24 protein-coding genes are annotated in these 23356 nt (G+C 65.1%); 13 read left to right on the top strand and 11 right to left on the bottom strand.

Going from position 1 to position 23356, the window contains the following annotated elements; translation table 11 throughout:
- Nucleotides 1-44: 44 nt before the first annotated feature.
- Complete coding sequence (locus BKA03_RS06685) at nt 45-1847, top strand: AMP-dependent synthetase/ligase (protein WP_238579409.1); 1803 nt, start codon at nt 45-47, stop codon at nt 1845-1847.
- Between the two features lie 40 nt (nt 1848-1887).
- Here BKA03_RS06685 and BKA03_RS06680 read toward each other — a convergent pair whose 3' ends face one another.
- On the bottom strand, nt 1888-2082 hold the full coding sequence (locus BKA03_RS06680) for a hypothetical protein (protein WP_062075029.1): 195 nt from the start codon (nt 2080-2082) through the stop codon (nt 1888-1890).
- 81 nt (nt 2083-2163) lie between these two features.
- On the opposite strand from BKA03_RS06680, the gene BKA03_RS06675 reads away from it, so the two are divergent.
- The gene (locus BKA03_RS06675; protein ID WP_062075028.1) at nt 2164-3891 is read left to right on the top strand and encodes a DEDD exonuclease domain-containing protein; all 1728 of its coding nucleotides are present in this window, start codon (nt 2164-2166) and stop codon (nt 3889-3891) included.
- Nucleotides 3892-3947: 56 nt separating this feature from the next.
- On the opposite strand, the gene trpD is transcribed toward BKA03_RS06675, so the two are convergent.
- Together trpD and BKA03_RS06665 are read right to left on the bottom strand one after the other, a co-directional pair.
- Nucleotides 3948-4988 (bottom strand): anthranilate phosphoribosyltransferase, encoded by a 1041-nt coding sequence (trpD, locus tag BKA03_RS06670; RefSeq protein ID WP_062075027.1) that lies wholly within the window; start codon nt 4986-4988, stop codon nt 3948-3950.
- Nucleotides 4989-5036: 48 nt separating this feature from the next.
- Nucleotides 5037-5489 carry a hypothetical protein gene (locus BKA03_RS06665; RefSeq protein WP_218855992.1) on the bottom strand — a complete coding sequence of 151 codons (453 nt, stop codon included), beginning with the start codon at nt 5487-5489 and terminating at the stop codon, nt 5037-5039.
- A gap of 111 nt (nt 5490-5600) precedes the next feature.
- Here BKA03_RS06665 and ctaE point away from each other — a divergent pair, with 111 nt between their 5' ends.
- The 8 genes from ctaE to BKA03_RS06625 all read left to right on the top strand — a co-directional run bounded on the left by ctaE (nt 5601) and on the right by BKA03_RS06625 (nt 13074).
- Nucleotides 5601-6233: an aa3-type cytochrome oxidase subunit III gene (ctaE, locus tag BKA03_RS06660; protein WP_083971523.1), complete on the top strand. Its 633-nt coding sequence runs from the start codon at nt 5601-5603 to the stop codon at nt 6231-6233.
- Between the two features lie 8 nt (nt 6234-6241).
- Nucleotides 6242-7027 (top strand): cytochrome bc1 complex diheme cytochrome c subunit, encoded by a 786-nt coding sequence (gene qcrC, locus BKA03_RS06655; RefSeq protein ID WP_062075026.1) that lies wholly within the window; start codon nt 6242-6244, stop codon nt 7025-7027.
- Complete coding sequence (gene qcrA, locus BKA03_RS06650; protein WP_062075025.1) at nt 7024-8064, top strand: cytochrome bc1 complex Rieske iron-sulfur subunit; 1041 nt, start codon at nt 7024-7026, stop codon at nt 8062-8064. The genes qcrC and qcrA overlap by 4 nt, the downstream gene beginning before the upstream one ends.
- A 44-nt stretch (nt 8065-8108) precedes the next feature.
- Complete coding sequence (qcrB, locus tag BKA03_RS06645) at nt 8109-9776, top strand: cytochrome bc1 complex cytochrome b subunit (RefSeq protein WP_062075107.1); 1668 nt, start codon at nt 8109-8111, stop codon at nt 9774-9776.
- Nucleotides 9777-9923: 147 nt separating this feature from the next.
- Complete coding sequence (locus tag BKA03_RS15830) at nt 9924-10541, top strand: superoxide dismutase (RefSeq protein WP_062075024.1); 618 nt, start codon at nt 9924-9926, stop codon at nt 10539-10541.
- A gap of 677 nt (nt 10542-11218) precedes the next feature.
- The gene (locus BKA03_RS06635; RefSeq protein ID WP_062075023.1) at nt 11219-11623 is read left to right on the top strand and encodes a hypothetical protein; all 405 of its coding nucleotides are present in this window, start codon (nt 11219-11221) and stop codon (nt 11621-11623) included.
- Nucleotides 11624-11995: 372 nt separating this feature from the next.
- Nucleotides 11996-12220: a hypothetical protein gene (locus tag BKA03_RS06630; protein WP_062075022.1), complete on the top strand. Its 225-nt coding sequence runs from the start codon at nt 11996-11998 to the stop codon at nt 12218-12220.
- A gap of 512 nt (nt 12221-12732) precedes the next feature.
- Nucleotides 12733-13074, top strand: coding sequence for a hypothetical protein (locus BKA03_RS06625; protein WP_152649528.1), 342 nt, complete (start codon nt 12733-12735; stop codon nt 13072-13074).
- A gap of 133 nt (nt 13075-13207) precedes the next feature.
- Here the strand turns inward: BKA03_RS06625 and BKA03_RS06620 are convergent, their stop codons facing one another.
- A complete protein-coding gene (locus BKA03_RS06620; RefSeq protein WP_062075020.1) occupies nt 13208-13633 on the bottom strand; it encodes a pyridoxamine 5'-phosphate oxidase family protein in 426 nt (141 codons plus the stop codon).
- A gap of 128 nt (nt 13634-13761) precedes the next feature.
- Here BKA03_RS06620 and BKA03_RS06615 point away from each other — a divergent pair, with 128 nt between their 5' ends.
- A complete protein-coding gene (locus BKA03_RS06615) occupies nt 13762-16131 on the top strand; it encodes an ATP-binding cassette domain-containing protein (protein ID WP_062075019.1) in 2370 nt (789 codons plus the stop codon).
- A gap of 11 nt (nt 16132-16142) precedes the next feature.
- Here the strand turns inward: BKA03_RS06615 and BKA03_RS06610 are convergent, their stop codons facing one another.
- The 4 genes from BKA03_RS06610 to BKA03_RS06595 form a co-directional block, all read right to left on the bottom strand.
- The gene (locus BKA03_RS06610; RefSeq protein ID WP_062075018.1) at nt 16143-16565 is read right to left on the bottom strand and encodes a hypothetical protein; all 423 of its coding nucleotides are present in this window, start codon (nt 16563-16565) and stop codon (nt 16143-16145) included.
- A gap of 113 nt (nt 16566-16678) precedes the next feature.
- A complete protein-coding gene (locus BKA03_RS06605; protein ID WP_062075017.1) occupies nt 16679-17440 on the bottom strand; it encodes a hypothetical protein in 762 nt (253 codons plus the stop codon).
- Nucleotides 17437-17985, bottom strand: a complete 549-nt coding sequence (locus BKA03_RS06600) for a sigma-70 family RNA polymerase sigma factor (protein ID WP_062075016.1) — start codon at nt 17983-17985, stop codon at nt 17437-17439. The genes BKA03_RS06605 and BKA03_RS06600 overlap by 4 nt, the downstream gene beginning before the upstream one ends.
- 55 nt (nt 17986-18040) lie before the next feature.
- On the bottom strand, nt 18041-18580 hold the full coding sequence (locus BKA03_RS06595) for a GNAT family N-acetyltransferase (protein WP_152649527.1): 540 nt from the start codon (nt 18578-18580) through the stop codon (nt 18041-18043).
- A gap of 187 nt (nt 18581-18767) precedes the next feature.
- Here BKA03_RS06595 and BKA03_RS06590 point away from each other — a divergent pair, with 187 nt between their 5' ends.
- Together BKA03_RS06590 and BKA03_RS06585 are read left to right on the top strand one after the other, a co-directional pair.
- The gene (locus tag BKA03_RS06590; RefSeq protein WP_062075015.1) at nt 18768-19226 is read left to right on the top strand and encodes a hypothetical protein; all 459 of its coding nucleotides are present in this window, start codon (nt 18768-18770) and stop codon (nt 19224-19226) included.
- Between the two features lie 51 nt (nt 19227-19277).
- Complete coding sequence (locus BKA03_RS06585; RefSeq protein ID WP_062075014.1) at nt 19278-20261, top strand: quinone oxidoreductase family protein; 984 nt, start codon at nt 19278-19280, stop codon at nt 20259-20261.
- Between the two features lie 93 nt (nt 20262-20354).
- On the opposite strand, the gene BKA03_RS06580 is transcribed toward BKA03_RS06585, so the two are convergent.
- The 3 genes from BKA03_RS06580 to ctaC are packed head-to-tail and all read right to left on the bottom strand — an operon-like array spanning nt 20355 to nt 23324.
- Complete coding sequence (locus BKA03_RS06580; RefSeq protein ID WP_062075013.1) at nt 20355-20756, bottom strand: cytochrome c oxidase subunit 4; 402 nt, start codon at nt 20754-20756, stop codon at nt 20355-20357.
- 15 nt (nt 20757-20771) lie between these two features.
- Nucleotides 20772-22457 (bottom strand): aa3-type cytochrome oxidase subunit I, encoded by a 1686-nt coding sequence (gene ctaD / locus BKA03_RS06575; RefSeq protein ID WP_062075012.1) that lies wholly within the window; start codon nt 22455-22457, stop codon nt 20772-20774.
- A 3-nt stretch (nt 22458-22460) separates the two neighbouring features.
- Nucleotides 22461-23324 carry an aa3-type cytochrome oxidase subunit II gene (ctaC, locus tag BKA03_RS06570; protein WP_083971513.1) on the bottom strand — a complete coding sequence of 288 codons (864 nt, stop codon included), beginning with the start codon at nt 23322-23324 and terminating at the stop codon, nt 22461-22463.
- Nucleotides 23325-23356 lie beyond the last annotated feature (32 nt).

Here is a 23356-nt window from a genome sequence, read left to right as displayed (position 1 = left end):
GGGTATCGTGAGCGAAACCTCTCGCCTTGCCAATGGAGTCAGTCATGGTCGTAGATTCTGAGGCGCGCAACATCATGGCGCTCGTGACGGACTCTTGGCGCCTCCACGCGAACAAAGTGGTCATGCGCTACACCGACGGCGACGACGAATGGATCTCCGTCACGGGCGCCGAAGCTGCCGCTCACGTCGCCGCAGTCGCCAAGGGACTCATCGCGAGGGGAATCGCTCCCGGAGAGTCGGTAGGCATCATGTGCCGCACTCGCTACGAGTGGACTGTCCTCGATTTCGCCATCTGGTCCGCGGGCGCGATTCCGGTGCCGATCTACGACACCTCGTCGCCCTCCCAAATCGACTGGATTACGTCCGACGCGGCCGTGCGCACCCTATTTGTCGAGACCGACGCGCACGCGGCGATGGCCAGAAAGGTCGCCTCCGACTCCGAATCGCCCCTGCTGGCGATCGAGGTCATCGACAAGGGCGCGATTCCCGCACTCGTCGCCGATGGGGCGCGGGTCAGCGACACGGAGTTGGCCACGCGCACCGAACGACCGGGTCCCGGGGACCTGGCGACGATCATCTACACGTCGGGGACGACGGGCAGGCCCAAGGGCGTACGCCTGACGCACAAGAATTTCATCAGCCACATCGCGGGCCTTCAAGCGATCGTGCCTGGCGTCCTCTTTGAGGAGGGCGCGTCGACGGTGCTGTTTCTCACCCTCGCCCACTCCCTCGCGCGGCTCGTCGAGGTGCTCCTCGCCGCGTCGGGAACCGTCATCGGCTTCTGCCCCGATCCGAAGAAACTTGTGCCGTACATCGGCACCTTCAAGCCGACGCTCGTGCTGGCAGTGCCGCGAGTCTTCGAGAAGATATACAACGCCGCCGAGCAGCGCGCGGCCGCGGGGGGCAAGGTCAAGATCTTCCGGTGGGCCGCCAAGCAGGCCATCGAGTACTCCGAGGCCCTCGACACATCAGCGGGGCCCACCGCGGCGCTGCGCATCCGCCACGCAATAGCATATCGCCTGGTACTGGCCAAGATCGTGGCCGTCCTCGGCGGCAGGGCACGGTGGGCCGTGTCCGGCTCAGCACCGCTTGGGCCCAGGCTCGGTCACTTCTACCGCGGGCTCGGGCTGACGGTGCTCGAGGGCTACGGGCTCACGGAAACGAACGCCGCGTCACACCTCAATCCCCAGGATGCCCCGCGCATCGGCACCGTAGGTACGCGTATCCCAGGCATCGAGGTCAAGATCGCCGACGATGGCGAGATTCTGCTTCGCGGCGACCAGTTATTCGAGGGCTACCACCACAATCCCGAGGCGACCGCAGCTGCGATCGTCGACGGGTGGTTCCACAGCGGCGACATCGGGACACAAGACGCCGACGGATACCTCACCATCACGGGCCGCAAGAAGGAGATCATCGTGACCGCGGGCGGCAAGAACGTCGCTCCCGCGGTGCTCGAGGACCGCCTGCGCGGCTATCCCCTCGTTTCTCAGTGCGTGGTCGTGGGAGACGGCAAGCCGTTCATCGGCGCTCTCATCACGATCGACGCCGATGCACTCCCCGGCTGGTTGCACGGCAAGGGATTGCCCGAGATGACGATTGCGGAGGCGGTTCAGCACACCTTCGTCCGCGACCACCTCGACAAGGCGGTCGCGCGCGCCAACAAGGCCGTTTCCCGAGCGGAGTCCATTCGCAAGTACGACGTCCTGCCGAACGACTTCACGGTCGAAAATGGCTATCTGACGCCATCCCTCAAGGTCAAGCGCGCGACGGTGCTCAAGGACTACAGCGACGCGATCGAGGCCCTGTACGCGGAGGACACGCGCGACCAGGGCACGCGCGACTGAGTTTCGGGCCACTGAGTTTCGGGCGACTAAGTTCTGGAAGTCACGACGCCCGTTCGTCGGAGCGCACGAGTCGGAGTGGGGGCACCAGACCCCCACCCGCCATCGCGGCCATGGCCGCGGCTTGGTCCCTGTCCACCTCGAACGCGCCTGGCCTGCGCTCGATGGTGAGGAACGAGACGACGCAGTCCCCGCACGCGGGGCCACGCACTGTGCACGAATCACAATCGATCATCATGGCTCCAACGCTAGGACCCACCCCTGACACGCCCTCCCGGCGAGCCGCCGCATGTCGGATGGGTGACGTAACGTCGGCCGTATGACCGCCCCCTTCCCCGACCTCGCGGGCCAACTCCAAGGCCTCCAGATGGGGCTCGACGAGATCGGCGAGCCGTTGCGCGCCACCACCTTTGTGGTGGTGGACCTTGAGACGACGGGCGGCTCCCCCGCGTCGTCGGCCATCACGGAGATTGGCGCGGTGAAGACTCGCGGTGGGGAGGTCATCGGCGAATTTCAGACTCTCGTGGATCCCGGCGGCCCCATTCCGCCCTTCATCGTGGCGCTCACGGGAATCACCGACGCCATGCTCGTCGCCGCGCCGCGCATCGAACAGGTGTTGCCCGCCTTCCTCGAGTTCCTCGGCGATGCCGTCCTGGTGGCACACAACGCTCCCTTTGACGTCGGTTTCCTCAAGGCGGCGTGCAGGGCGAACGGCTACCCGTGGCCGGGAAATGAGGTGGTTGACACGGTCACTCTCGCGCGCAGGGCGACGACCAAGGAAGAGGCGCCGAACAAGAAGCTGGCCACTCTCGCTCGCGTCTTTGGCACGAGAGTCGCCCCCAATCACAGGGCGTTGGAGGACGCCCGGGCCACCTCGGAGGTGCTCCACGGCATGCTCGAGCGCCTCGCGCGGTTTGGCATCACCCACAGGGAAGACCTCGACGCGCTGCGCAACCCTGTGCCGGAGAAGTTGCGCATGAAGGCCCCCATGGCCGATCGGCTGCCCTCACAGCCAGGCGTATACGTGTTTAGGGGACCCCAGGGCGAGCACTTGTACGTGGGGACATCCAAAAACATCAGGTCGCGCGTCAAGACGTACTTCACCAGGGGCGAGCAGCGCAGGCAGATCAGGGAGATGCTCGAACTCGCCGTCGCGGTCGACGCCCATGTGTGCGCCACCGACATCGAGGCGCGCATCGTCGAGGTGCGCATGATCGATCAGTACCGGCCGCGGTACAACAGGCGGTCGGTTCGGCCGGAGCGCACGCCGTTCCTCGCCTTGACCGACGAGCGCTATCCGCGGCTGAGGGTCACCCGCACGAGCGACGGCACCGATGCCCTCGTCGGCCCGATGCGCGGCTCGTCGAATACGCGCTCGGCGATTGAGGTGATCGAGAGGACGCTCGGGGTGCGTACATGCACCACGCGACTCACGATCGTGCCGCGGGCGGCCGCCAGGGCGTGCCTCCTCAAGGACCTTGGCCAGTGCGCCGCGCCCTGTGTCGCCGGTGGTTCCGAAGGGTACGACGATGCCGTGGCAACCGCTCGCGACGCCCTCAGCAACGACCCTTCGCCCATCGTCGACGTGATGGAAGCCGCGATCACCCAGCACGCCGACAAGTTCGAATACGAGAGGGCCGCAGAGTTGCGCGATGGTGTCTCCGCCATCATCGATGGGATGTCGCGGTCACAGCGCCTGCGTTCGCTCGCCGGAGTGAGGCTGGTGGCCGCGAGGCGTTCCGGCCACGCCTTCGACGTGGTGTCGGTGGTGAACGGGGTCCTCACCGGCTCGGCGCGCGTCAGCGAGGGAGTGTGGGCGGTGTGTGCGCGCCTGCGCGAAGACTGGGCCGACGCTTCCGCCGAGGCCTCGACGACGACTCTCGTCGAGGAGCGCGAAATGATCGCGCAGTGGCTCGAGGCCGAGGGCACTCGCCTCGTGTTCGTCGACGGCGAGTGGTCCAGCCCCCTCAGGGGCGCTGGCAGGCATTCGCGCTGGGTGACCGCGCCCAAGAGCGATCGCGACACTATCGTCACGTTCTCCCACTAGGGCGCCCGGCACGGTCGCCTGCGGGGGCGTCCGTCGCGATTTCCCGCGACGGCGGGCTACGACTGAGTGGCCTTCGCCCACCGCTGCAAGGTCGCATCGGCGGCGCCAGAATCGATCGCGTGGGCGGCCGCCCGCATTCCGGACCGCAGTCGGTCAACCAGCGTTCCCTCCGACGTACCTGGGAGAGTTCCATCGGCCGCGAGGGCGATCGCTGCGTTCGCGATGACTGTCTCGCGCACGGGTCCGCTGTCGCCGGCGAGGACCGACCGCGCCACGGCGGCGTTCTCGTCGGACTCGCCTCCCGTCAACGCGGAAACGGGGATCGGGCGGAGTCCAAGATCGGCGACGGCGTCGATGGTGCTCCGCTCGACCACGCCTCCGCGTACCTCCCATACCGTGGTGGTCGAGGTCGCGGCGAGTTCGTCGAGCCCATCGTCGTTGCGGAACACGATCGCGTCGCGTCCACGCATTGCAAGCACCTCAGCCATAACGGGGGCTAGTTCCGCGGACGACGCGCCGATCGCGCTGACTGCTGGCTGCGCGGGGTTGGTGAGCGGTCCCAAGACGTTGAAGATGGTGGGAATCCCCAGCTCCTTGCGCACCGGGCCGGCGAAGCGCATCGCGGGGTGAAAGGTGGGGGCAAAGCAGAAGGTGATACCGACCTCGTCGAGAATTTCGGCAACGCGCTGAGGCCCCAGATCGAGGTTGATGCCGAGCGCGGCGAGCACGTCTGACGATCCGGTGGTCGACGTGGACGCCCTGCTGCCGTGCTTCACGACCCGAAGACCGGTGCCCGCGATGACGAGTGACGCCATCGTCGAGATGTTGACGGTGTTGGCCTTGTCGCCGCCCGTACCCACGATGTCGACTGTGCGGCCGGGAATCTCGATGCGCGCCGCGTGCTCCAGCATCGTCTCCACCATTCCGGCGACCTCAGGGGCTGTCGCGCCCTTGGTCTGCATTCCCATGAGAAACGCGCCCAGCTGGGCGTCCGTCGCTCGACCCTCAAACACCTCGTTGAGCATCCACGCAGTGTCGGACGCCGCGAGATCCTCGTCGAAGGAGAGTCGCATGAGGATGTCTGGCCACGTTGCCATGAGTTCGCCTTCGGTGTTCGTCAGTTGCGGGGGGACAGTCTGGGAAGGTCAGGCCTGAGCAGGAGCAGGGGTGAAGAACGCGTCCACTGCCGCCTTGACCTCAAAGGGATCGAGGGGATGCGCCACGGCCGCTTCCGCCTCGGACCAGGTTGCGAGCCAGGCGTCGCCCATGCGGCCCACGAGAACCACAATTGGCGGGCACGCGAAGAGTTCGTGCTTGAACTGCCGCGCCAGACCCATTCCGCCCGACTTCGCCGCCTCGCCATCGAGGACCATGAGGTCAAAGTCTTCGGTGTCGGCCTGCATCACGGTGCCCTCGTGCGTCGCAGTCTCCACCCATTCAATGGGGCGACCTGCGCTGCGGGGGCCCACCGCCATGCGCACCTTTTCGCGCGTGTTCACATCATCGCTGTAAAGAAGGATGCGAATCGGGTGCACGGCAACCTTGTCCGAATGCTCGGAGGCGGTGGACTCTATGTGTTGGCTCACGATGTCGTTCATGGCCCCATTCTGACACGACCTGAGCGGCGAGAGCCTAGCCTCCATGCGACCGCAGGCGAAAGATGCCTGTGGGTGCACGCGATACGGCAAATGACAGGCATAATAAGGGGCATGTCCCACGCACCAGCGGCGATGCCATCCCCAATCCACGCTACGCGCCCCAATCAAGTAGCGGTTGGGACCATAGTCTGGCTCAGCTCCGAACTCATGTTCTTCGCAGGTCTTTTCGCGATGTACTTCACCTTGCGCGGTGAAGCGTCTGCCGAATGGGCAACGTATACGCCCCTGCTCAAAGTTCCCCTGGCGCTTCTGAACACGTGCGTGCTTGTCGCCTCCTCGTTTACCGCACAGGCGGGCGTGCTTGCGGCGGAGCGCTACCAGCGCCGACGCACGGGCCCGCTGTGGAACCTGCGCGGCTGGGGCATGCATGAGTGGTTCATCCTCACGTACATCATGGGCTCCTTGTTCATCACCGGTCAGGTGTTCGAATACGCGGGACTGGTTCACGAGGGCCTGACGATCTCGTCATCGCCTTACGGATCCGTGTTCTACCTCACCACCGGCTTCCACGGACTCCACGTGATTGGCGGACTCATCGCGATGTTGTTCGTCCTTGGCCGCTCCTTCGCGGCCAAGAAGTTCGGCCCGGTCGAGGCCACCACGGCCATCGTCGTCTCCTACTACTGGCACTTCGTTGACGTGGTGTGGATTGCGCTCTTCCTCATCATCTACGGTCTGAAATAGGGGGAATTATGCGACGCCTGAGCCTCACCCGCTACCACCGCGCGGCACCCTTGGTGCTCCTCTTTGTGTTGCTCGCCGGAATCACCACGGCGGCATCGTTCATCCAGGCCCAACCCGCGAACGCGGCCGCTGCCGCGTCCACCAACGACGTTTCCGAAGGCAACAAGCTATTCGCGGCCAACTGCGCGACGTGCCACGGGTTGAGTGCCCAGGGTCAGGACGGCGTCGCGCCCTCGCTCGTCGGTGTGGGCGCCGCAGCGGTCGACTTCCAGGTGGGTACCGGCCGCATGCCGATGCAGGCCTCGGGGCCTCAGGCGATCGCCAAGAAGGTGCAGTTCAACGAGACTCAAATTCACCAGCTCGCGGCCTACGTCGCCTCGCTCGGCCCCGGCCCGTCGGTTCCCGACGCGCAGGCGGTTGACCCGGCCCTCGGCAATCCGGCCCACGGCATGCAACTGTTCAGGACCAACTGCGCCATGTGCCACGGCTCCGTCGGCGGCGGCGGCGCACTTAGCCAGGGAAAGTACGCACCGTCGCTCATGAAGACCACCCCGACCCACATCTACGAGGCCATGCTGGTTGGCCCGCAGTCGATGCCGGTGTTCAACAACGCGAACATGACCCCCACGGACAAGCGCGACATCATCTCTTACCTTGAGCAGCAGCGCAACGGTGCACCGGGCGGACTGAGTTTCGGGTCGATTGGGCCCGTGGCCGAGGGTCTGTGGGCCTGGCTGCTCGGAATGGGCCTCATCGTCGCGTTCACCGTGTGGATTGGAGTCCGTTCTTCATGAGCACCAACAACGGAAGCACTGCAGGGACCACCCACGACGAAGGCATTGTCGACGGAGAGTTTGTCGACCCAGGTATTCCCGCCGACCACCGTCTGCGTCGCGCCGATAAGGACCCCAAGGCCGCGCGTAAGGCGGAAATCCAAGCCGTCGTGATGTTTGGCATCTCGGTCGTCGGTACCGTCCTGGCCATCTGGGCCTATTCGACCGGCAGGGTGGGCGGCGACGATCCCGGTGCGGTGCAGCGCACCACCATGCTCATGGGCGTCGGCGTCGCGCTCGCAATGTTTGGCATCGGCACGGGGGCAATCCACTGGGCCAAGACCCTCATGCGCGACCACGACATGGTCGAGGAGCGCCACCCTCTAAGGTCCTCCGATGAGGCCCGCGCCACCGCAATCCAGATGCTCAAGGACGGCGCCAAGGATTCGGGCGTTGGCGTAGGCCGACGAGGCCTCCTCAAGGGCTCCCTCATTACGGCTCTGCTGATCGCACCGCTGTCGTTGCTCGTGCCCGCCGTCGGCAACCTGGGCGGCGACTGGAAGGTCTCGCAGTTCAAGTACACGATGTGGCGCAAGGGCATGAGGCTCACCAAGGATCCCGACGGCACGCCCATTAAGGCGGCCGACGTCACGATTGGTTCCGTCTTCCACGTCATCCCCGACGGCCTCAACGACCTCAAGCACGGCATGCTCGAGGAGAAGGCCAAGGCGATCGTCCTGCTCATCCGCATGGACCCCCGCGTGCTGAACGTCCAACCCGGCCGCGAGGATTGGTCGTTCGACGGCATCATCGCGTATTCCAAGGTCTGCACCCACGTCGGCTGCCCCGTGGCGCTGTACGAGCAGCAAACTCACCACCTGCTGTGCCCGTGCCACCAGTCCACCTTTGACGTAGCCAACGGCGCCAAGGTCATCTTTGGCCCTGCGAAGCGGCCGTTGCCACAGTTGCCCATCATGGTGGACGCCGAGGGCTACATCGTGGCCAAGGACGACTTCAACGAACCTATCGGACCGAGTTTCTGGGGGCGCCTCAAGTGACCACTCCGTCATCTGGCACCGCGTCAACTGGCACCGTTTCGACAGTGCCCTCGACAAGCCGGCTCACGCGCGCGGCGGGAGATACCGCCAATTTTGTGGACGAGCGTACGTCCATCGGTAGTTTCACCAAGTTCATGGCGCGCAAGATTTTTCCCGACCATTGGTCGTTCATGCTGGGCGAGATTGCTCTGTATTCGTTCATCGTCCTGTTGCTCTCCGGCGTGATCCTCACGGCGTTCTTTGTGCCGTCGATGGATCAGGTGAAGTACAGCGGCGGACTGGCACAGTTGCAAGGCACCGAGATGTCCAAGGCCTTCGAATCGACGATCCACATGTCGTTTGACGTGCCGGGCGGCCTGCTCATGAGGCAGATCCACCACTGGGCGGCCCTGATCTTCACCGCGGCGATCGTGACGCACATGGCGCGCATCTTCTTCACCGGAGCGTTCCGCAAGCCGCGTGAGATCAACTGGCTCGTGGGCTTCACGCTCATGATCATGTCGCTGGCTGCAGGCTTCACGGGCTACTCGCTCCCTGACGACGTGCTGTCAGGCAACGGCCTGCGCATCATCGACGGCGTCATCCTCTCGATCCCCATCATCGGTCGGTACATCTCGTATGGGCTCTTTGGTGGTCAGTTCCCTGGCGATGTGCTCATTCCCAGGATGTTCACCGCGCACATCCTGCTGATTCCGGGGATCATCCTGGCGCTCGTCGCCCTGCACCTGTTCTTGGTGTTCATGCAAAAGCACACGCAGTACCCGGGCGGTGGGCGCACCGACAAGAACGTCGTCGGGCTGCCCCTGTTCCCCGTCTATACGGCCAAGGCCGGGGGCTTCTTCTTCGTGGTGTTTGGCTCGATTGCCCTCCTCGGGGCCGCTTTCCAGATCAACCCCGTGTGGAACTACGGGCCGTACGACCCCTCCCCCGTCTCCGCGGGCACCCAGCCGGACTGGTACATGCTCTTCATCGACGGCGGCCTCAGAATCATGCCCGGCATGTTCGAGGTCGTGCTCGGCGGCTACACGCTTTCGCTCAACATCCTCATCCCTGCCGTCGTGATGCCCGGCCTCTTCTTCGGTTTCCTGGCGCTCTACCCGTGGATCGAGAAATGGGCTACCGGCGACCGCGGTGAGAGGCACGTGCTCGACCGCCCACGCAACGCCCCCGTACGCACGGGACTCGGCGTCGCCATCATCACGTTCTATGTGGTGCTGGTGCTGGAGGGCTCCAACGACATCGTCGCCAAATTGTTCAGTTTGTCGATCAATGACCTCACCATCATGTTCCGCTTCCTGGTGTTCGCGCTGCCCGTTGCCGCTTTCATGATCACCAAACGCATCGCCATGGGCCTGCAGCGCAAGGACCGCGAACTGGTACTCCATGGCGAAGAGACCGGGCGCATCGTCCGCTTCAAGTCCGGCGAGTACATCGAGGTTCACGAGCCGATTTCGGAGCAGGAACGCTGGGTGCTCGTGTCATACGCGAACCTCAAGCCCCACGAGATCGGCCCGGAAGCCAACGAACACGGCGTGCGCCGCAAGGGACTGCGCTGGCGACGGTTCACGGCCGCCTTGTCTCGCTTCTACTTCGAGGACCGCGTCGAGCCCGTCACTCCTGCGGAGCTCGCCGAGGCTCAAGAGCACCACGCCACGGAAATTGAGGCCAAGAAGAACGCCGAGCCTTACGACGCCGCCTCGTCCCACGTTTAGTTCTCATCCGCCCAGCGGCGCGCGTGGTTTGCGCGACAATGGAATGGTGACGGGCCTATACGCGTTGACCCTGTAGGACCGATGTGTACCTCCTGGTACGCGCCACAACGAGAGCCTCGGCAGACCCGGGGCCGTATTGGAGGAAGAATGGCCGACTACACACTGCCCGACCTCGCTTACGACTACTCAGCACTCGCACCGCACATCTCGGGCGAGATCATGGAGTTGCACCATTCCAAGCACCACGCCGCCTACGTGGCAGGTGCCAACACCGCGCTCGAGAAGATGGCCGACGCGCGAGACACCAACAATTTTGCCGCGATCGGCGGCCTTGAGAAGGCCCTCGCGTTCAACCTCGGTGGGCACACCAACCACTCGATCTTCTGGACCAACATGTCGCCGGACGGCGGCGACCGCCCCACCGGCACCCTCGCCACCGCGATCGACCAGAACTTCGGCTCCTTCGAGAAGTTCATGGCGCACTTCACGCACAACGCCATGACCGTCATGGGATCCGGCTGGTCCATCCTCGCGTGGGACACCATCGGCCAGAAGCTCATCATCGTGCAGCTGTACGACCAGCAGGGCAACGTCCCCGTTGGTCTGATCCCGTTGCTGATGCTCGACATGTGGGAGCACGCGTTCTACCTGCAGTACAAGAACGTGAAGGCCGACTACGTCAAGGCATGGTGGAACGTCGTGGACTGGGCCAACGTGTCCGCCCGCTTCGCCAAGGCCTCCTCAACCACGGGCCTGCTCATCTAGCTCTATCCGCTTCATAGAGACGCTGTCCCCCTTCCCGGGTTCGCCCGGTACGGCGTCTCCCCCACCAAGGGCGGGTCTACCGGAAACGGTGGGCCCGCCCTTGGTGTTTCCGCCGTGCCCTCCCCCGTCCCCCGCCCCCTCGCGAGATGGCTTGATTCGTACCGGTTTTCGGGCCGAACCGCCCACTGCTGGCTTGATTTGTATCGGCCGACGCTGCGGCGGGATTTGGCGACAGCGCTCGGCCTGGGTGCACGTAGGCCGGGTTGACGCCTGGGATTCGCCCTGTCAGTGGGCGTGACGGTCACGCAAGATGCAGTCCCGATCCGTGAGTGGGCATGAGCGCCGACTGGGATGCAAGGGGTCCCCGTGAGTGGTCACCAGCGCCGACCAAAGACATCGACAGGTCAAGTCCCCTCCCCTAGAACTTGGACTTCTGTTCGACGGGGTCGCGCACATTCCCTGAGATAAGTGTGGCGGACGTGAGCTCGGACTCACCGCGCCTGGCTTCGCAGACCTGCGCCGCGACAATGATTGCCGTTTCGTAGGTCCCTACGCCTTGTGGCATTGAACAGACCCACGACCCGGGTCACTTTGGTTGTGCGGTCAAAGCGGTGCGCGTAGGTTCGCTCTAGTTGCATGCTGCCAAACAGCATTGATTGACGGGGGGTCACGGGAACATGTCAAATTCGGTCTCGGCCGGGCACACCGGTTCGAGGGACTTGAAATACTCCCCATACGCCAATGGTGTGGGCGCGGCTGTACTGGCTGCGGTGGGAGCGATGTCGATCATTTGGTGTACGACGTCGACGACCTTTTCGCACAAATTCGCGACGCTCGCGATACTTGGCGCCGGTCAGGTGGTGGTGTACCAGCTCGCGAATGATTTACTGTCTCGATACCGGACGGTGTCGTCTGTGGCGCTTTTGAGTGCTCTCTTGAGCGCCGTCGTGCCGGGTCTTTTCCAGACGACTCCCGTCAGCACTGGCGCCGCACTGGCCTTGGCGGCAGCGGGATCGTTGCCCATGTGGGCCGTCGCCGTCTGGCGCTTGGCCCTTGCTCACCGAGCGGATCTCCCCACGTAACCAAGCCCAAACGTTGCGCCGCAGACTGCAACCGTGCGCGACCCGTGGAAGGTCCAATGGCGTACCGGCGTGAACCGCGGCACCTGGTGGATTAACGACAAGCCGGGTTGCTCGTTTGTGTCATACCCCGGGCAAAGGGGCTGCATCGCCACCAAACCGCGAACTCGTCACCACACCTGCGTGCGCTTCCCTGGTGGTCGTCATCGAGGACTCGACCGAGAGGTCCTGTTCTCTAGTCAGCAAATAATCACACGAGGCAGAGCAACGGACGAGTGCGGGACTCGGTGAGACCGCCTCTCATCCATCAGAGTGATGGGTGCGTGAGCGCGCGTATTCTTGTGGACAAAATCTGCCGCTTTGAAGGTGAGAGACATGGATCCCGTCGTGCTGATTGGGCTGGCGCCGTTGTTTCTGGTCGTCGCGGCAGACGTCTGGGTCTATCGAGACGCACGTGCACGCGCCAACACACGCCGTGAGGTTGAGGCCTCCATCGGCCCGTGGCACATCGCGACGCCGGAGACCTGGCTTGGGGGCTGCGCTGTACTGTTCCTGATCTTCTTTCCGATGTACCTCGTAGTTCGCAGCGCCTCCGAGTAGCCCAACTGCACCTACGCGGCGAGAGAACTGCGGCGAATGGCGTCCCACAGCGCACAGCCGCATGGGGTGGACTGGCGCCAAACCGGGTTGCCAGATTGGGTTCACCCCATGAGTGGGCGTGACGGTCACGCAGGATGCAGTCCCGATCCGTGAGTGGGCATGAGCGCCGACTGGGATGCAAGGGGTCCCCGTGAGTGGTCGCCAGCGCCGACTTTCGCACCGCAGCACCCTGCGGGGCGGGAAACCCTTTCGAGGGAATCAACCCTGACCGCCCCTCGGGAGGAATTGCCGCCCCGCCCCCACATGTGGCAGTTACCAAGCCCCACACAGTTCCGTGGAAATTCGAGCCCATCGGGAGCTGGCATCCGGTTCAGTGGTTGTGCCCTAGATCGGCCCCGCTGACTTCGACCAGTTCATGGTTCGGGACGAGCATGTTCGTGCATGACGCGTGGGGCGGGAGCGCGCGGCCCGCTCGATGGGCGGTGACCCCGCCGAGGTGCTAGAGATGATGCGTGAGAGCGGTGAACCTGTCCCGCGCGGGTGCGCGGCTACGAGTCGCGTTGGCGACAGCGTGCCTGGGAGCCGCCGCGTGGGGGCTGTACGTCTTCACCGTCTACCACGACACGGTGTACTGGAACCTGGGTGGGAACAGCCACGCATATTCCTACGTGCACCCTGCGATCTACGGACTGACGTTTCTCGCCGCGGTACGCGGTATGAGCGTGGGACTGCGGTCCTGGCGTTCCCCGGGAACGGCTTCCGGTGGGGTGACGAACGTCGGCCTGGCCGTGTTGCTCGCGCTCTCCCTGTGGGCGTGCGCGGCGACATTGCTCAGTCGCGCGTACGCCGTCTAGTCATTACGCCCCAGGCCTCCGCCCCACCCCACCCCACCCTGCCGCGATGGCTTGATCTGTACCGGTTTTGGGCGGAATCGGTCGTCAATGGCGCGATTCGTACCGCGGCGCCCCGAGGGGCCTGTCCTCGTCCCTACCAGGCGGCCTCAACCACCAGCGGCGGGCGGTGCGAGACGTCGTACACGCGCAGCCACTCGGGGCGCACCACCACCACCTCGTAGCCCTCGTATCGCGACTTGGATCCGGGCATGAGGCGCTCGAACTCGGCGGCGAAGTGCTCGGCCTCGTCACCCTCCGTGATAGTCGCGGCGCCCTCGAACTGGACTGAGACGCGAGCTGTCGTGCCCACGACCACCGCGGCCCGTCCGTTCGCCTCGATGTTGGCGAGCTTGCGCGCCCAGGGGACCACGTTGAAGATCAGAGTCCCGTCGTCGAGCGCCGTGATGCCCACGAGCGCCGCCTCCGGCTCGCCGTCGGGAGTGACCGTCGCGACGATGCCGCGGCCCTCCTCGCGGACGTGGGCGGCGATGGCGGCTCTGTCTTGGGGATCAAGTGTCATGCGGTCGACGCTAGCGGCCACTACGCGGCCCGTGCGCAGGGATTTGGGCCTATGCCGCGCGTGTCGGGCCATCCAAATACACTGGGCCAACGCTTCGTCCCGTGCCGCCCGGACCCATTGGAGTGCCTGTGACCGACCTCGACTCCCCGACCCACGCCGCCGATTCTCACATTGCAGACACCCACGACTTCATCGAGGTGCACGGCGCCAGGGAGAACAACCTTCAGGACGTGTCGCTGACCATCCCCAAACGCAGGCTCACGGTCTTCACCGGCGTCTCGGGGTCGGGAAAGTCATCCCTGGTATTCGGCACCATCGCGGCCGAGTCGCAGCGCCTCATCAACGAGACCTACAGCGCTTTCGTGCAGGGATTCATGCCGTCGCTCGCGCGGCCGGACGTGGACTCGCTCAGCGGGGTCAGCGCCGCCATCATCGTCGATCAGGAGCGCATGGGCGCCAACTCGCGCTCGACCGTGGGCACGGCGACCGACGCGAACGCCCTCCTGCGCATCCTGTTCAGCAAGGCGGGCGTGCCGCATATCGGGCCGCCGCAGGCGTTCTCGTTCAACGTGCCGTCGGCGAGCGGAGTTGGATCGGTCAAGGTCGCCAAGGGCGGCTCGACGAGCGCGCACAAGCGCGAGTTCAAGGTGCTCGGCGGCATGTGCCCGCGGTGCGAGGGCATGGGCACCATCAACGACATCGACCTCACACAGCTATTCGACGACTCGAAGTCGCTCGCCGAGGGCGCACTCACCATTCCCGGCTATACGGCCGACGGCTGGTACGTGCGTATCTTCACGGAATCCGGCTTCGTGGACCCCAACAAGCCCATCCGCAACTTCAGCCAGCGCGAGCGGGACAACTTCCTCTACAAGGAGCCCACCAAGGTCAAGATCGAGTCGATCAACATGACCTACGAGGGCCTCGTGCCCAAGATCCAGAGGTCCATGCTGTCCAAGGACCTGGACGCGATGCAGCCACACATTCGCGCCTTCGTCGAGCGCGCGGTCACGTTCACCACATGCGCAGACTGCAGGGGCACCCGGCTGGCGGAACACGCTCGCTCCTCGCGCATCGGCGGCGTCAACATCGCCGATGCCTGCGCGATGCAGATCTCCGACCTTGCCGAGTGGGTGCGCGGGCTGGACCAGCCGACGATCGCTCCCCTGCTGACCGGCCTCCAGGAGAACCTCGACGCGTTGGTCCGGATAGGCCTGGGTTACCTGAGCCTCGACCGCCCCGCCGGAACGCTTTCGGGTGGCGAGGCGCAGCGCGTCAAGATGGTGCGCCACCTGGGGTCCGCGCTGACGGACGTCACGTACGTGTTCGACGAGCCCACCGCCGGGCTGCACCCGCACGACATCGAGCGCATGAACTCCCTGCTACTGAACCTGCGCGACAAGGGAAACACGGTGCTCGTTGTCGAGCACAAGCCCGAGGTCATCGCGATCGCCGACCACGTTGTCGACCTGGGGCCCGGTGCCGGGAAGCACGGTGGCCGCATCGAGTTCACGGGCACCGTGGCGGCGCTGCGCGCGTCGGACACCCTCACAGGACGCCACCTCGATCACCGAGCGTCGCTCCGCACCTCGCCGCGCCAGGGCGTTGGCGCCCTGGAGATCCGCGGCGCCAGCCAGCACAACCTGCGCGGCGTGGACGTCGATGTCCCCACCGGGATCCTCACCGTCGTCACCGGTGTGGCGGGCTCGGGCAAGAGCTCGCTCATCCACGGCAACCTGGGCGGGCGCCACGGCGTCGTGGTGGTGGACCAGGGCGCGATCAAGGGCTCGCGCCGCTCCAATCCCGCCACCTACACGGGACTGCTCGACATCATCCGCAAGGACTTCGCCAAGGAAAACGGCGTCAAGCCCGCGCTGTTCAGCGCCAACTCCGAGGGCGCGTGTCCCGCGTGCAAGGGCGCGGGCCTCGTCTTCACCGACCTGGGCCCGATGGCGACCGTGAGCACCGTCTGCGAGGCGTGCGAGGGCAAGCGCTTTACCGACGAGGTGCTGGAGTACCGCCTGCGCGGCCGGAACATTCATGAGGTCCTGCAAATGTCCGTGGCGGAGGCTCTCGAGTTCTTTGCCGATGGCCCCGCGGCCCCCATCTTGCAGCGCCTGAACGACGTTGGCCTGCATTACATCGCGCTGGGCCAGGCGCTCAACACGCTGTCGGGAGGCGAACGTCAGCGCCTCAAGCTCGCCATCCAGATGGCCAAGAAGGGCACCACCTACGTCCTCGACGAGCCCACTACGGGCCTGCACCTTGCCGACGTCGACCACCTGCTCGCGCTCCTAGACCGCCTGGTAGACGAAGGCAACACCGTGATCGTGATCGAGCACCATCAGGCCGTGATGGCGCACGCCGACTGGATCATTGACCTCGGTCCCGGCGCGGGTCACGACGGCGGCACGGTGGTGTTCGAGGGCACCCCGGCAGACTTGGTGGCGGGCGGCGCGACGCTCACGGCCCAGCATCTCAAGGAGTACGTGGCGTAGGAGCCGCTCGCCTACTCGGGCGGCCGCTGTGCGGCGAGTACGGCCTTGATGCGCGCAATCTCGGGTGGGTGCAGGATGAAGGCATCGGCGTCCCCTTCGACGTAGAGGCCCAGGTTCGGCTGCAGCTGCGAGATGAAACTGTCCGCCCTAAGGGCGATGAAATACGGGGTCTGCTCTACGAACTTCGCACTCGCCGCCCGGGAGATGCAGACGACGACGCAGTCGCTCGTGCCCATCTTAAGGAAGAGCGGTTTAGCATCCGCAAGGCCCTTGACGCCGGCCGTGGAACTTCCCAGGTAGATCACCGAGTTGATGAGTTCGGTGGCCACGTCCCAGATGGTGACGTCACCCCTGACACCTGCCGAGATGAGCGCGTTCAGCCTCTCGTTTTCTGGCATGTCGCTGGGCCGTGGCGGTTCGGACGCTTCCGACATCGGTCTCCCTGTGGGCTCATGAGCGGTCGCGGGTAGGTGAGCACGCGCACTACCGGCTCTTCGGTGTCAAGGCTATCGGGCGCGGGACTCAACTCGCTCACGCGCCAACCCGACTAGCAGCCCTCCGACGCCGTGATGGGGCTTCCACACACGACCACCGAGCGCGGGCCGGTGCCCCCCGCGTTGAACGCCGCCACCCTGAAGTAGGCGTGCACGTTGTCGACGACTTCGACGTACTGGTAGGAATCCGACGTCGGCCGCCAAATCTGGATGAACTCGTACCCCCCGCCAAACTCAACGGCAGTCGCGCCCGTGGCCACCACTACCGACGCGGACGCCACGAACGGCCCGGCGGCCGACGACGACCGATAGACCCGGTAGCCGGTCGCGCCGGCCACCCCGTCCCAATTCAGGAGAGTCTCACCGGAACCGCCCCCCGGACCCGCGCTCACCGTGGTCACCTGCCCCGGCACGGCCGCCGGAGGCGTCGTCTCGCTCACTGCCGGAGGCGTCGTCTCGCTCGGCGCCGGTGCGGCCTGCGTGGGACTCACCGACGCCGTCGGGCTCGGCGAGGGCGTGGCAGTAGGTGTCGGCGAGGGTGTCGTAGAGGGCTCAACCGAAGCGGACGACGTGATTGACTGCGTAGGCGCGGCCGCGAGCGGCGCACCCTGCCAGTAGTGGTGGAATCCCAGGGCCCCCGCGCCGATGACGACCGCAACTGCCGCGGCGATCAATGCCCCGCGCGCCACCCGGCGCCGGCTAGCGGACGCCGCGTAACGGTGGACTGTGTCGGGGCCAAGCGGGTACTCCCGCTCGGCCGCAACCGCCTCGTCGTGCGCGGCGGCGCGGAATAAGCCCGCCAGTTCAGCGCTCATCGCCCGGCCCTCCCTTCGCGAACTCTCACGTCGACGAGAGGCACGTCGACCACATCCGGGTCGGCACTCGTGCCAAGCTTCGCGTTCAGATGATGAATGCCGTCGCTCAGATAGCGCTTGACGGCGCCGTCGCTCAGTCCAAGGGTTTGGGCAATGTCGGCCACGAGCATGTCGTCGTAGAACCGCAACACCACGCACGTGCGCTGGCGGGGTGGCAGCGTCCTCAACGCGGCGCGCACATCCATGCGGTCGGCGATCGCGTCCTCGGGCAACGCCTCGTCAACCAGCATGCGCGGAAGCACGCCCAGCATCGTCTTCCTGGAACGCGCCCCGTCGATGAACCCGTTGGCGATGGCCCGCCGCACGTACGCGTCGACCGCATTGAGGCTCGGGAATGACCTGGGCCTGCCAAAGGTCCGCACGATCGCGTCGTGCACCAAGTCCTCGGCAGCGGCGCGGTCGCCCGTCATCAGGGCCGCGTACCCGATCAGGGCGGGTCGGCGTTCTTCGAGCAGTTCCTCAAGGAGACTGCGCCACGTAGCCACGGCAAGCCTCTCTTCTGGCAACGACGCCCGCTATTCATCTCATTGTATGAACGGATCAGCCGCTGGGAACGTTGTGTGGTCGAGCCTGCCGAACACCGACGGCGTGACTGTTCTCCCCTTGCTCGAGGGTGAGCAACATGACGTCGGAATCCCCCACCCGACTGCATGGGACGAAGCCGCGGCGTTCATAGAGCAGGCGCGCCACCTCGTTCCCGTCCTCCACCGAGAGGGACAACGCGCGCAGAGGCTCCTCGCGGGCGCGAGCAATGAGCGCATCCAGCAGTGCGCCGGCGACTCCCTTGCGACGAAACGGCGCCAGGACGGCCATGCCCAGCTCGGGGACATCGTCGGCCACGTAGCCGTATCCTGGGTCTTCGCTCGCGAAGTGGCGCCACCACGCCGCGCCTGCCGGAAAGCCACGCTCCACCGCAATGACGCCCGCATCGCCAGGGAGCATCCAGCCGGTGACGTAGTGTGCGAGCTCGGGGGCCGCAACCACCGATGCGGCATCCCACTGGCCGTCGTCGCGCCAGTTCATCGCCGCGAGCAGAAACGGCATGAGGTCGTCGCTCGCTGTCATCTGGCGCAGATCCATGTGGACATGCTTTCACGCTCGGGGCCCCGGAACGCGGTCCATGGCTGCAGGGCGACCGGGAACACCAGTCACGGACGGCCCAAAGTCCCGGTGTTTCCCGACTATTCCTTGACATCCTGGGACCATCTACACCCGATATGGACGATGACCAGGGCATTCGCTCACTGACGAGCACCTAGGAGTTACGTTGCCGACGACAGCACGGTGGAGCACCCACCCGCGAAGGTACGTTTCGGCGACCACAGGGCCCATTCCTCCCGCTCACAGTGCCGATGCTCCACGCCCCACCGCGATCACCGCCGAGTGCGGGCTCGTCCACACGTCATCGACGTCAACCGACTGTCAGACCTTCTCCGTGCGCGAGTTCCTCATCCTCGAGGACGGCAAGCGTGTGATCCTGCGCGAGGGCCTGGAGTTCACCATCGGCTCGCCGCGCGCGGATATCCGCGAGGGCCTATGCGCCGACGCATTGATTACCGCCATCCGCAACGTCGTCCTTCCAGAAGTCTCCGCCGCCGACCCGGAGCGCCCGTGGGACTGCCTGGTCCAGTTGTCGCGCCGCCGCCGGGTGCAGACGTGCGCCGACGAGTTGGCTCAGCTTCCGTACGAGGTCAAGCTGACCGACGAGGTCCTTCGGTGGCTTTAGCCGTCTCTTAGGGGGAGGCCACGCACTCGCGACCGTGAAACGATGGGTCGCATGAAGGCGATCATCACCACAGGCCCAGGTACGCCCGACGTCATGACGTTGTCCGACGTCCCCGAACCGACCTGCGCCCCCGAGAAGGTGCGGGTGCGCGTCGAGGTCGCGGGCGTCAACTTCATCGACACCTATCAACGCTCGGGCGTGTACAAGGTCGACTACCCGTTCATCCCTGGACTCGAGGGCGCCGGGACCGTCGTCGAGACCGGCGCCGCCGTCGCGTGGGCCCGAGTAGGCGACCGCGTCGCGTGGGCCTCCACCCCCGCGTCGTACGCCGAACAGGTCATCCTTGGCGACGGCGGCTGCTTCGCAGTTCCCGAAGGCGTGCCGAGCGACATCGCCGCCGCGGCCATGATGCAGGCGCTCACAGCGCACTACTTGTGCACCTCTTCGTTCGCGCTGAAGCCGGGGCACACCGCACTGGTGCACGCGGGTGCGGGAGGCGTCGGACTCTTGCTCACCCAGATGGCTGTGGCGCGGGGCGCGCGGGTCATCACGACGGTGTCCAGTGAGGAAAAGGCCGCGCTCTCGCGCGCGGCGGGCGCCGACGTCGTCATCCGCTACGACCAGTTCGTCGACATTGCACGCGAACTTCCCGATGCAGTCAGGGCCGCAACGGGCGGTCGCGGCGTCGACGTCGTCTACGACGGCGTGGGCAAGAGCACGTTCGACGGCTCGCTTGCGTCGCTCGCTGTGCGCGGCGCCCTGGTGCTTTTCGGTGGCGCCTCCGGCCAGGTGCCCGCCTTCGACCTCCAGCGCCTCAATGCGGGCGGATCGCTGAGCATCAGCCGCCCCACCCTCAAGCACTTCATCGCCACGGCGAATGAACGAGCGTGGCGCAGCGGGGACATCTTTGGGGCGATCGCCGACGGAACGCTCGACGTGCGCATCGGCGCAAGGTTCCCGCTGGCCGACGCCGCCGAAGCTCATCGGGCCCTTGAGGGCCGCGCGACCACGGGCAAGGTGCTGCTCATCCCCTGACGCGCGGGAGCGCACTGCGTGGGCAGGGTCGCTACCAGGAAGCAAGAACCCCGGTCCACATCGTTGTGAGCCGGGATTCCAGCGGTCTAGGGGTCAGTGCGAGAAGCGTCCCGTGGAGAACTCGAACACCCAACCGACGAGGCCGATCACGGCGACGATCACTGCGGGCACCATGACCCACCACCCTACGGCCATTGCGACAAAGGCGAGCGCGCAACCAAAGGCGAGCACGAGCGGCCACCACGACCATGGAGCGTAGAGGCCCTGGTCGCCGGACTGCTCGGAAACCATGCCCTCGTCGCGGTCCTCGGGACGCTCGCCGTGGCGCTTCTCCAGCATCCTGAAGTAGAACGCGATCATCAACGCAAACGCTGCCGAGAGCAGGATGGCGGGGAATCCGACGAGTTCCTGGAAGTGCGTGAGGAAGCCGTAGACGATCGCCACGAGCAAGAAGAACGCTCCTGGGATAAAGAAGATTCTTGATTCGGTCTTCATCGGTGTCTGACTCCCCTACTTGGCGTGCGCATCGTCGTGGTTGTCAACGGCGGCGACCTCTGGATAGTGCAGATCAAACGCGGGACGCTCCGAGCGGATGCGTGGAATCGACACGAAGTTGTGGCGCGGTGGAGGGCAGCTCGTGGCCCACTCGAGGGAGGCACCGTAACCCCACGGGTCGTCGACGGTGACCTTGGGCGCGTGCTTTGCGGTCCTGTAGACGTTCCACACGAACGGCAACGTCGACAACGCCAGGAAGAACGCGCCAAAGGTCGAGATTTGGTTGAGCAACGTGAATCCGTCTTCGGGCAGATAGTCCGCGTAGCGTCGCGGCATGCCGGCGGCACCCAACAGGTGCTGGACAAAGAACGTGGTGTGGAAGCCGATGAAGAGCATCCAGAAGTGGACCTTGCCCAGACGCTCATTGAGCATCTTGCCTGTGAACTTGGGCCACCAGAAGTAGAAGCCGGCGAACATGGCGAACACCACGGTGCCGAACACCACGTAGTGGAAGTGCGCGACGACGAAGTAGGTGTCGGACACAGGGAAGTCGAGAACGGGCGAGCTCAGGATGATGCCCGTCAGGCCACCAAACAGGAACGTGACGAGGAAGCCGACGGACCACAGCATCGGCGTGGCCATGACGATCTTGCCCCGCCACATCGTGCCGATCCAGTTGAAGAATTTCACGCCGGTGGGCACCGCGATGAGCATCGTCATGAACGCGAAGAACGGCAGGAGCACCGCACCGGTCACGTACATGTGGTGGGCCCACACGGACACCGACAGGGCCGCGATGCCCACGGTCGCGTAGACCATGCCGTGGTAGCCGAACAGCGGCTTGCGGCTGAAGACGGGGAAGATCTCCGTCACGATCCCGAAGAACGGCAAGGCGATGATGTAGACCTCTGGATGCCCGAAGAACCAGAACAGGTGCTGCCACAGGATGGCGCCGCCGAAGTCGGGGTTGAAGACCTGCGCGCCAAGCACGCGGTCGGCGCCAAGCGCAAACAGCGCGGACGCGAGCGGGGGGAACGCCACGAGAATGAGGATCGACGTGACGAGGATGTCCCACGTAAACATGGGCATCCTGAACATCGTCATGCCCGGGGCGCGCATCGTGACGATGGTGGTGATGAAGTTGACCGCACCGAGAATGGTGCCGAAGCCAGCGAGTGCCAGGCCAAACACCCACAGGTTGCCGCCAACACCAGGAGAGTAGGCGGAGTTGGAAAGCGGCGCGTAACCGGTCCAACCAAACGCTGCCGCGCCTCCGGGGGTGAAGAACCCTGACAGCGCGATGATTCCGCCAAAGAAGTAGAACCAGTAGGCCAGCATGTTGAGACGCGGGAACGCCACGTCGGGCGCCCCGATCTGCAGCGGCATGATGACGTTCGCGAATCCCGCGAAGAGCGGCGTCGCGAAGAGCAACAGCATGATCGTGCCGTGCATCGTGAACAGCTGGTTGTACTGCTCGGGCGACTGGACCACCTGGAGTCCGGGCTCGAAGAGTTCGGCCCTAATCAACAGGGCGAGGATGCCGCCGACGATGAACCAGGTGAAAGACGTGATCAGGTACATGTACCCGATCACCTTGTGGTCGGTGGAGGTGATCCACCGCACCACAACGGACCCGGACCGCTTGCGGATCAGCGTGGGCGCGTGGTCGGCGGCGGTGCCTTCATAGGTCAAGGTCGTCATGGCCTAGCCCTTCCCGCCGGCCGGCTGGACCCCAGGGTCCTGCAGGCGGCTGTATTGGAGACCAAGTGCCCCGGTCTGGCCCTTGTCACGCAGGGACTGCATGTAGGCGTCGTACTCCGCGCGGGGAACGACCTTCACCCTGAAGAGCATCGCGGAGTGATACTCGCCGCACAACTCGGCGCATTTGCCCTGGTAGGTACCCACAGTCTCCGGAATGAACTGAACGTGACTCGTCCGCCCAGGAATCATGTCTTGCTTGAACAGGAACGCAGGGACCCAGAATGAGTGGATCACGTCGCGCGAGTTCAGCGTGATATCGACGGTCTCACCCACGGGAAGGTAGAGCGTGGTCAGGGTGTCCTCGACGCCGGGCTTGCCGGTGAGCTTCGCCTGAACGCCCGCGGTGTAGACGTGGTCGTCGAGGTAGTTGAAGTCCCACGCCCACTGCTTGCCAATCGCCTGGATATGCACATCGGCGGGACCGGACACGTCCTTGACGATCGCCACATCCGTTGCCGTCCACCGGAACAGCACGGCGAGCATGATGAGCGGGACGATCGTGTACATGAGCTCGAGCGGCACGTTCGCTCGCGTTTGCAGGGGCAACTTGTCGTCGCCTTTGCGCTTGCGATAGACGGCGACGGTCCACAAAATCAGGCCCCACGTGATGACGCCGACGATGAGAGCCGCTAACCACGAATAGTTCCAGAGGTCGATTACGCGACCCGTGTGATTCGTGATACCGGGTGAACTGGGAAGACCATTGGCTCCAGCTTGACCAGCACAGCCCGCTAGCAGGGAGGACGATCCTGCTACCAACGCGACTGTGCCGAGCCTTCGGAGCGCTACAGGGGACAAAGTAGCCACGCGTGCATACTAGCGCGCGATACCGTTAAGGC

Origin of the sequence: Demequina lutea (genome assembly GCF_013409005.1) — a bacterium.
GTDB classification, from domain to species: Bacteria; Actinomycetota; Actinomycetes; order Actinomycetales; family Demequinaceae; genus Demequina; species Demequina lutea.
The sequence above is the reverse complement of the archived record's forward strand: the minus strand, read 5'-3'. Positions and strand labels throughout refer to the sequence as shown.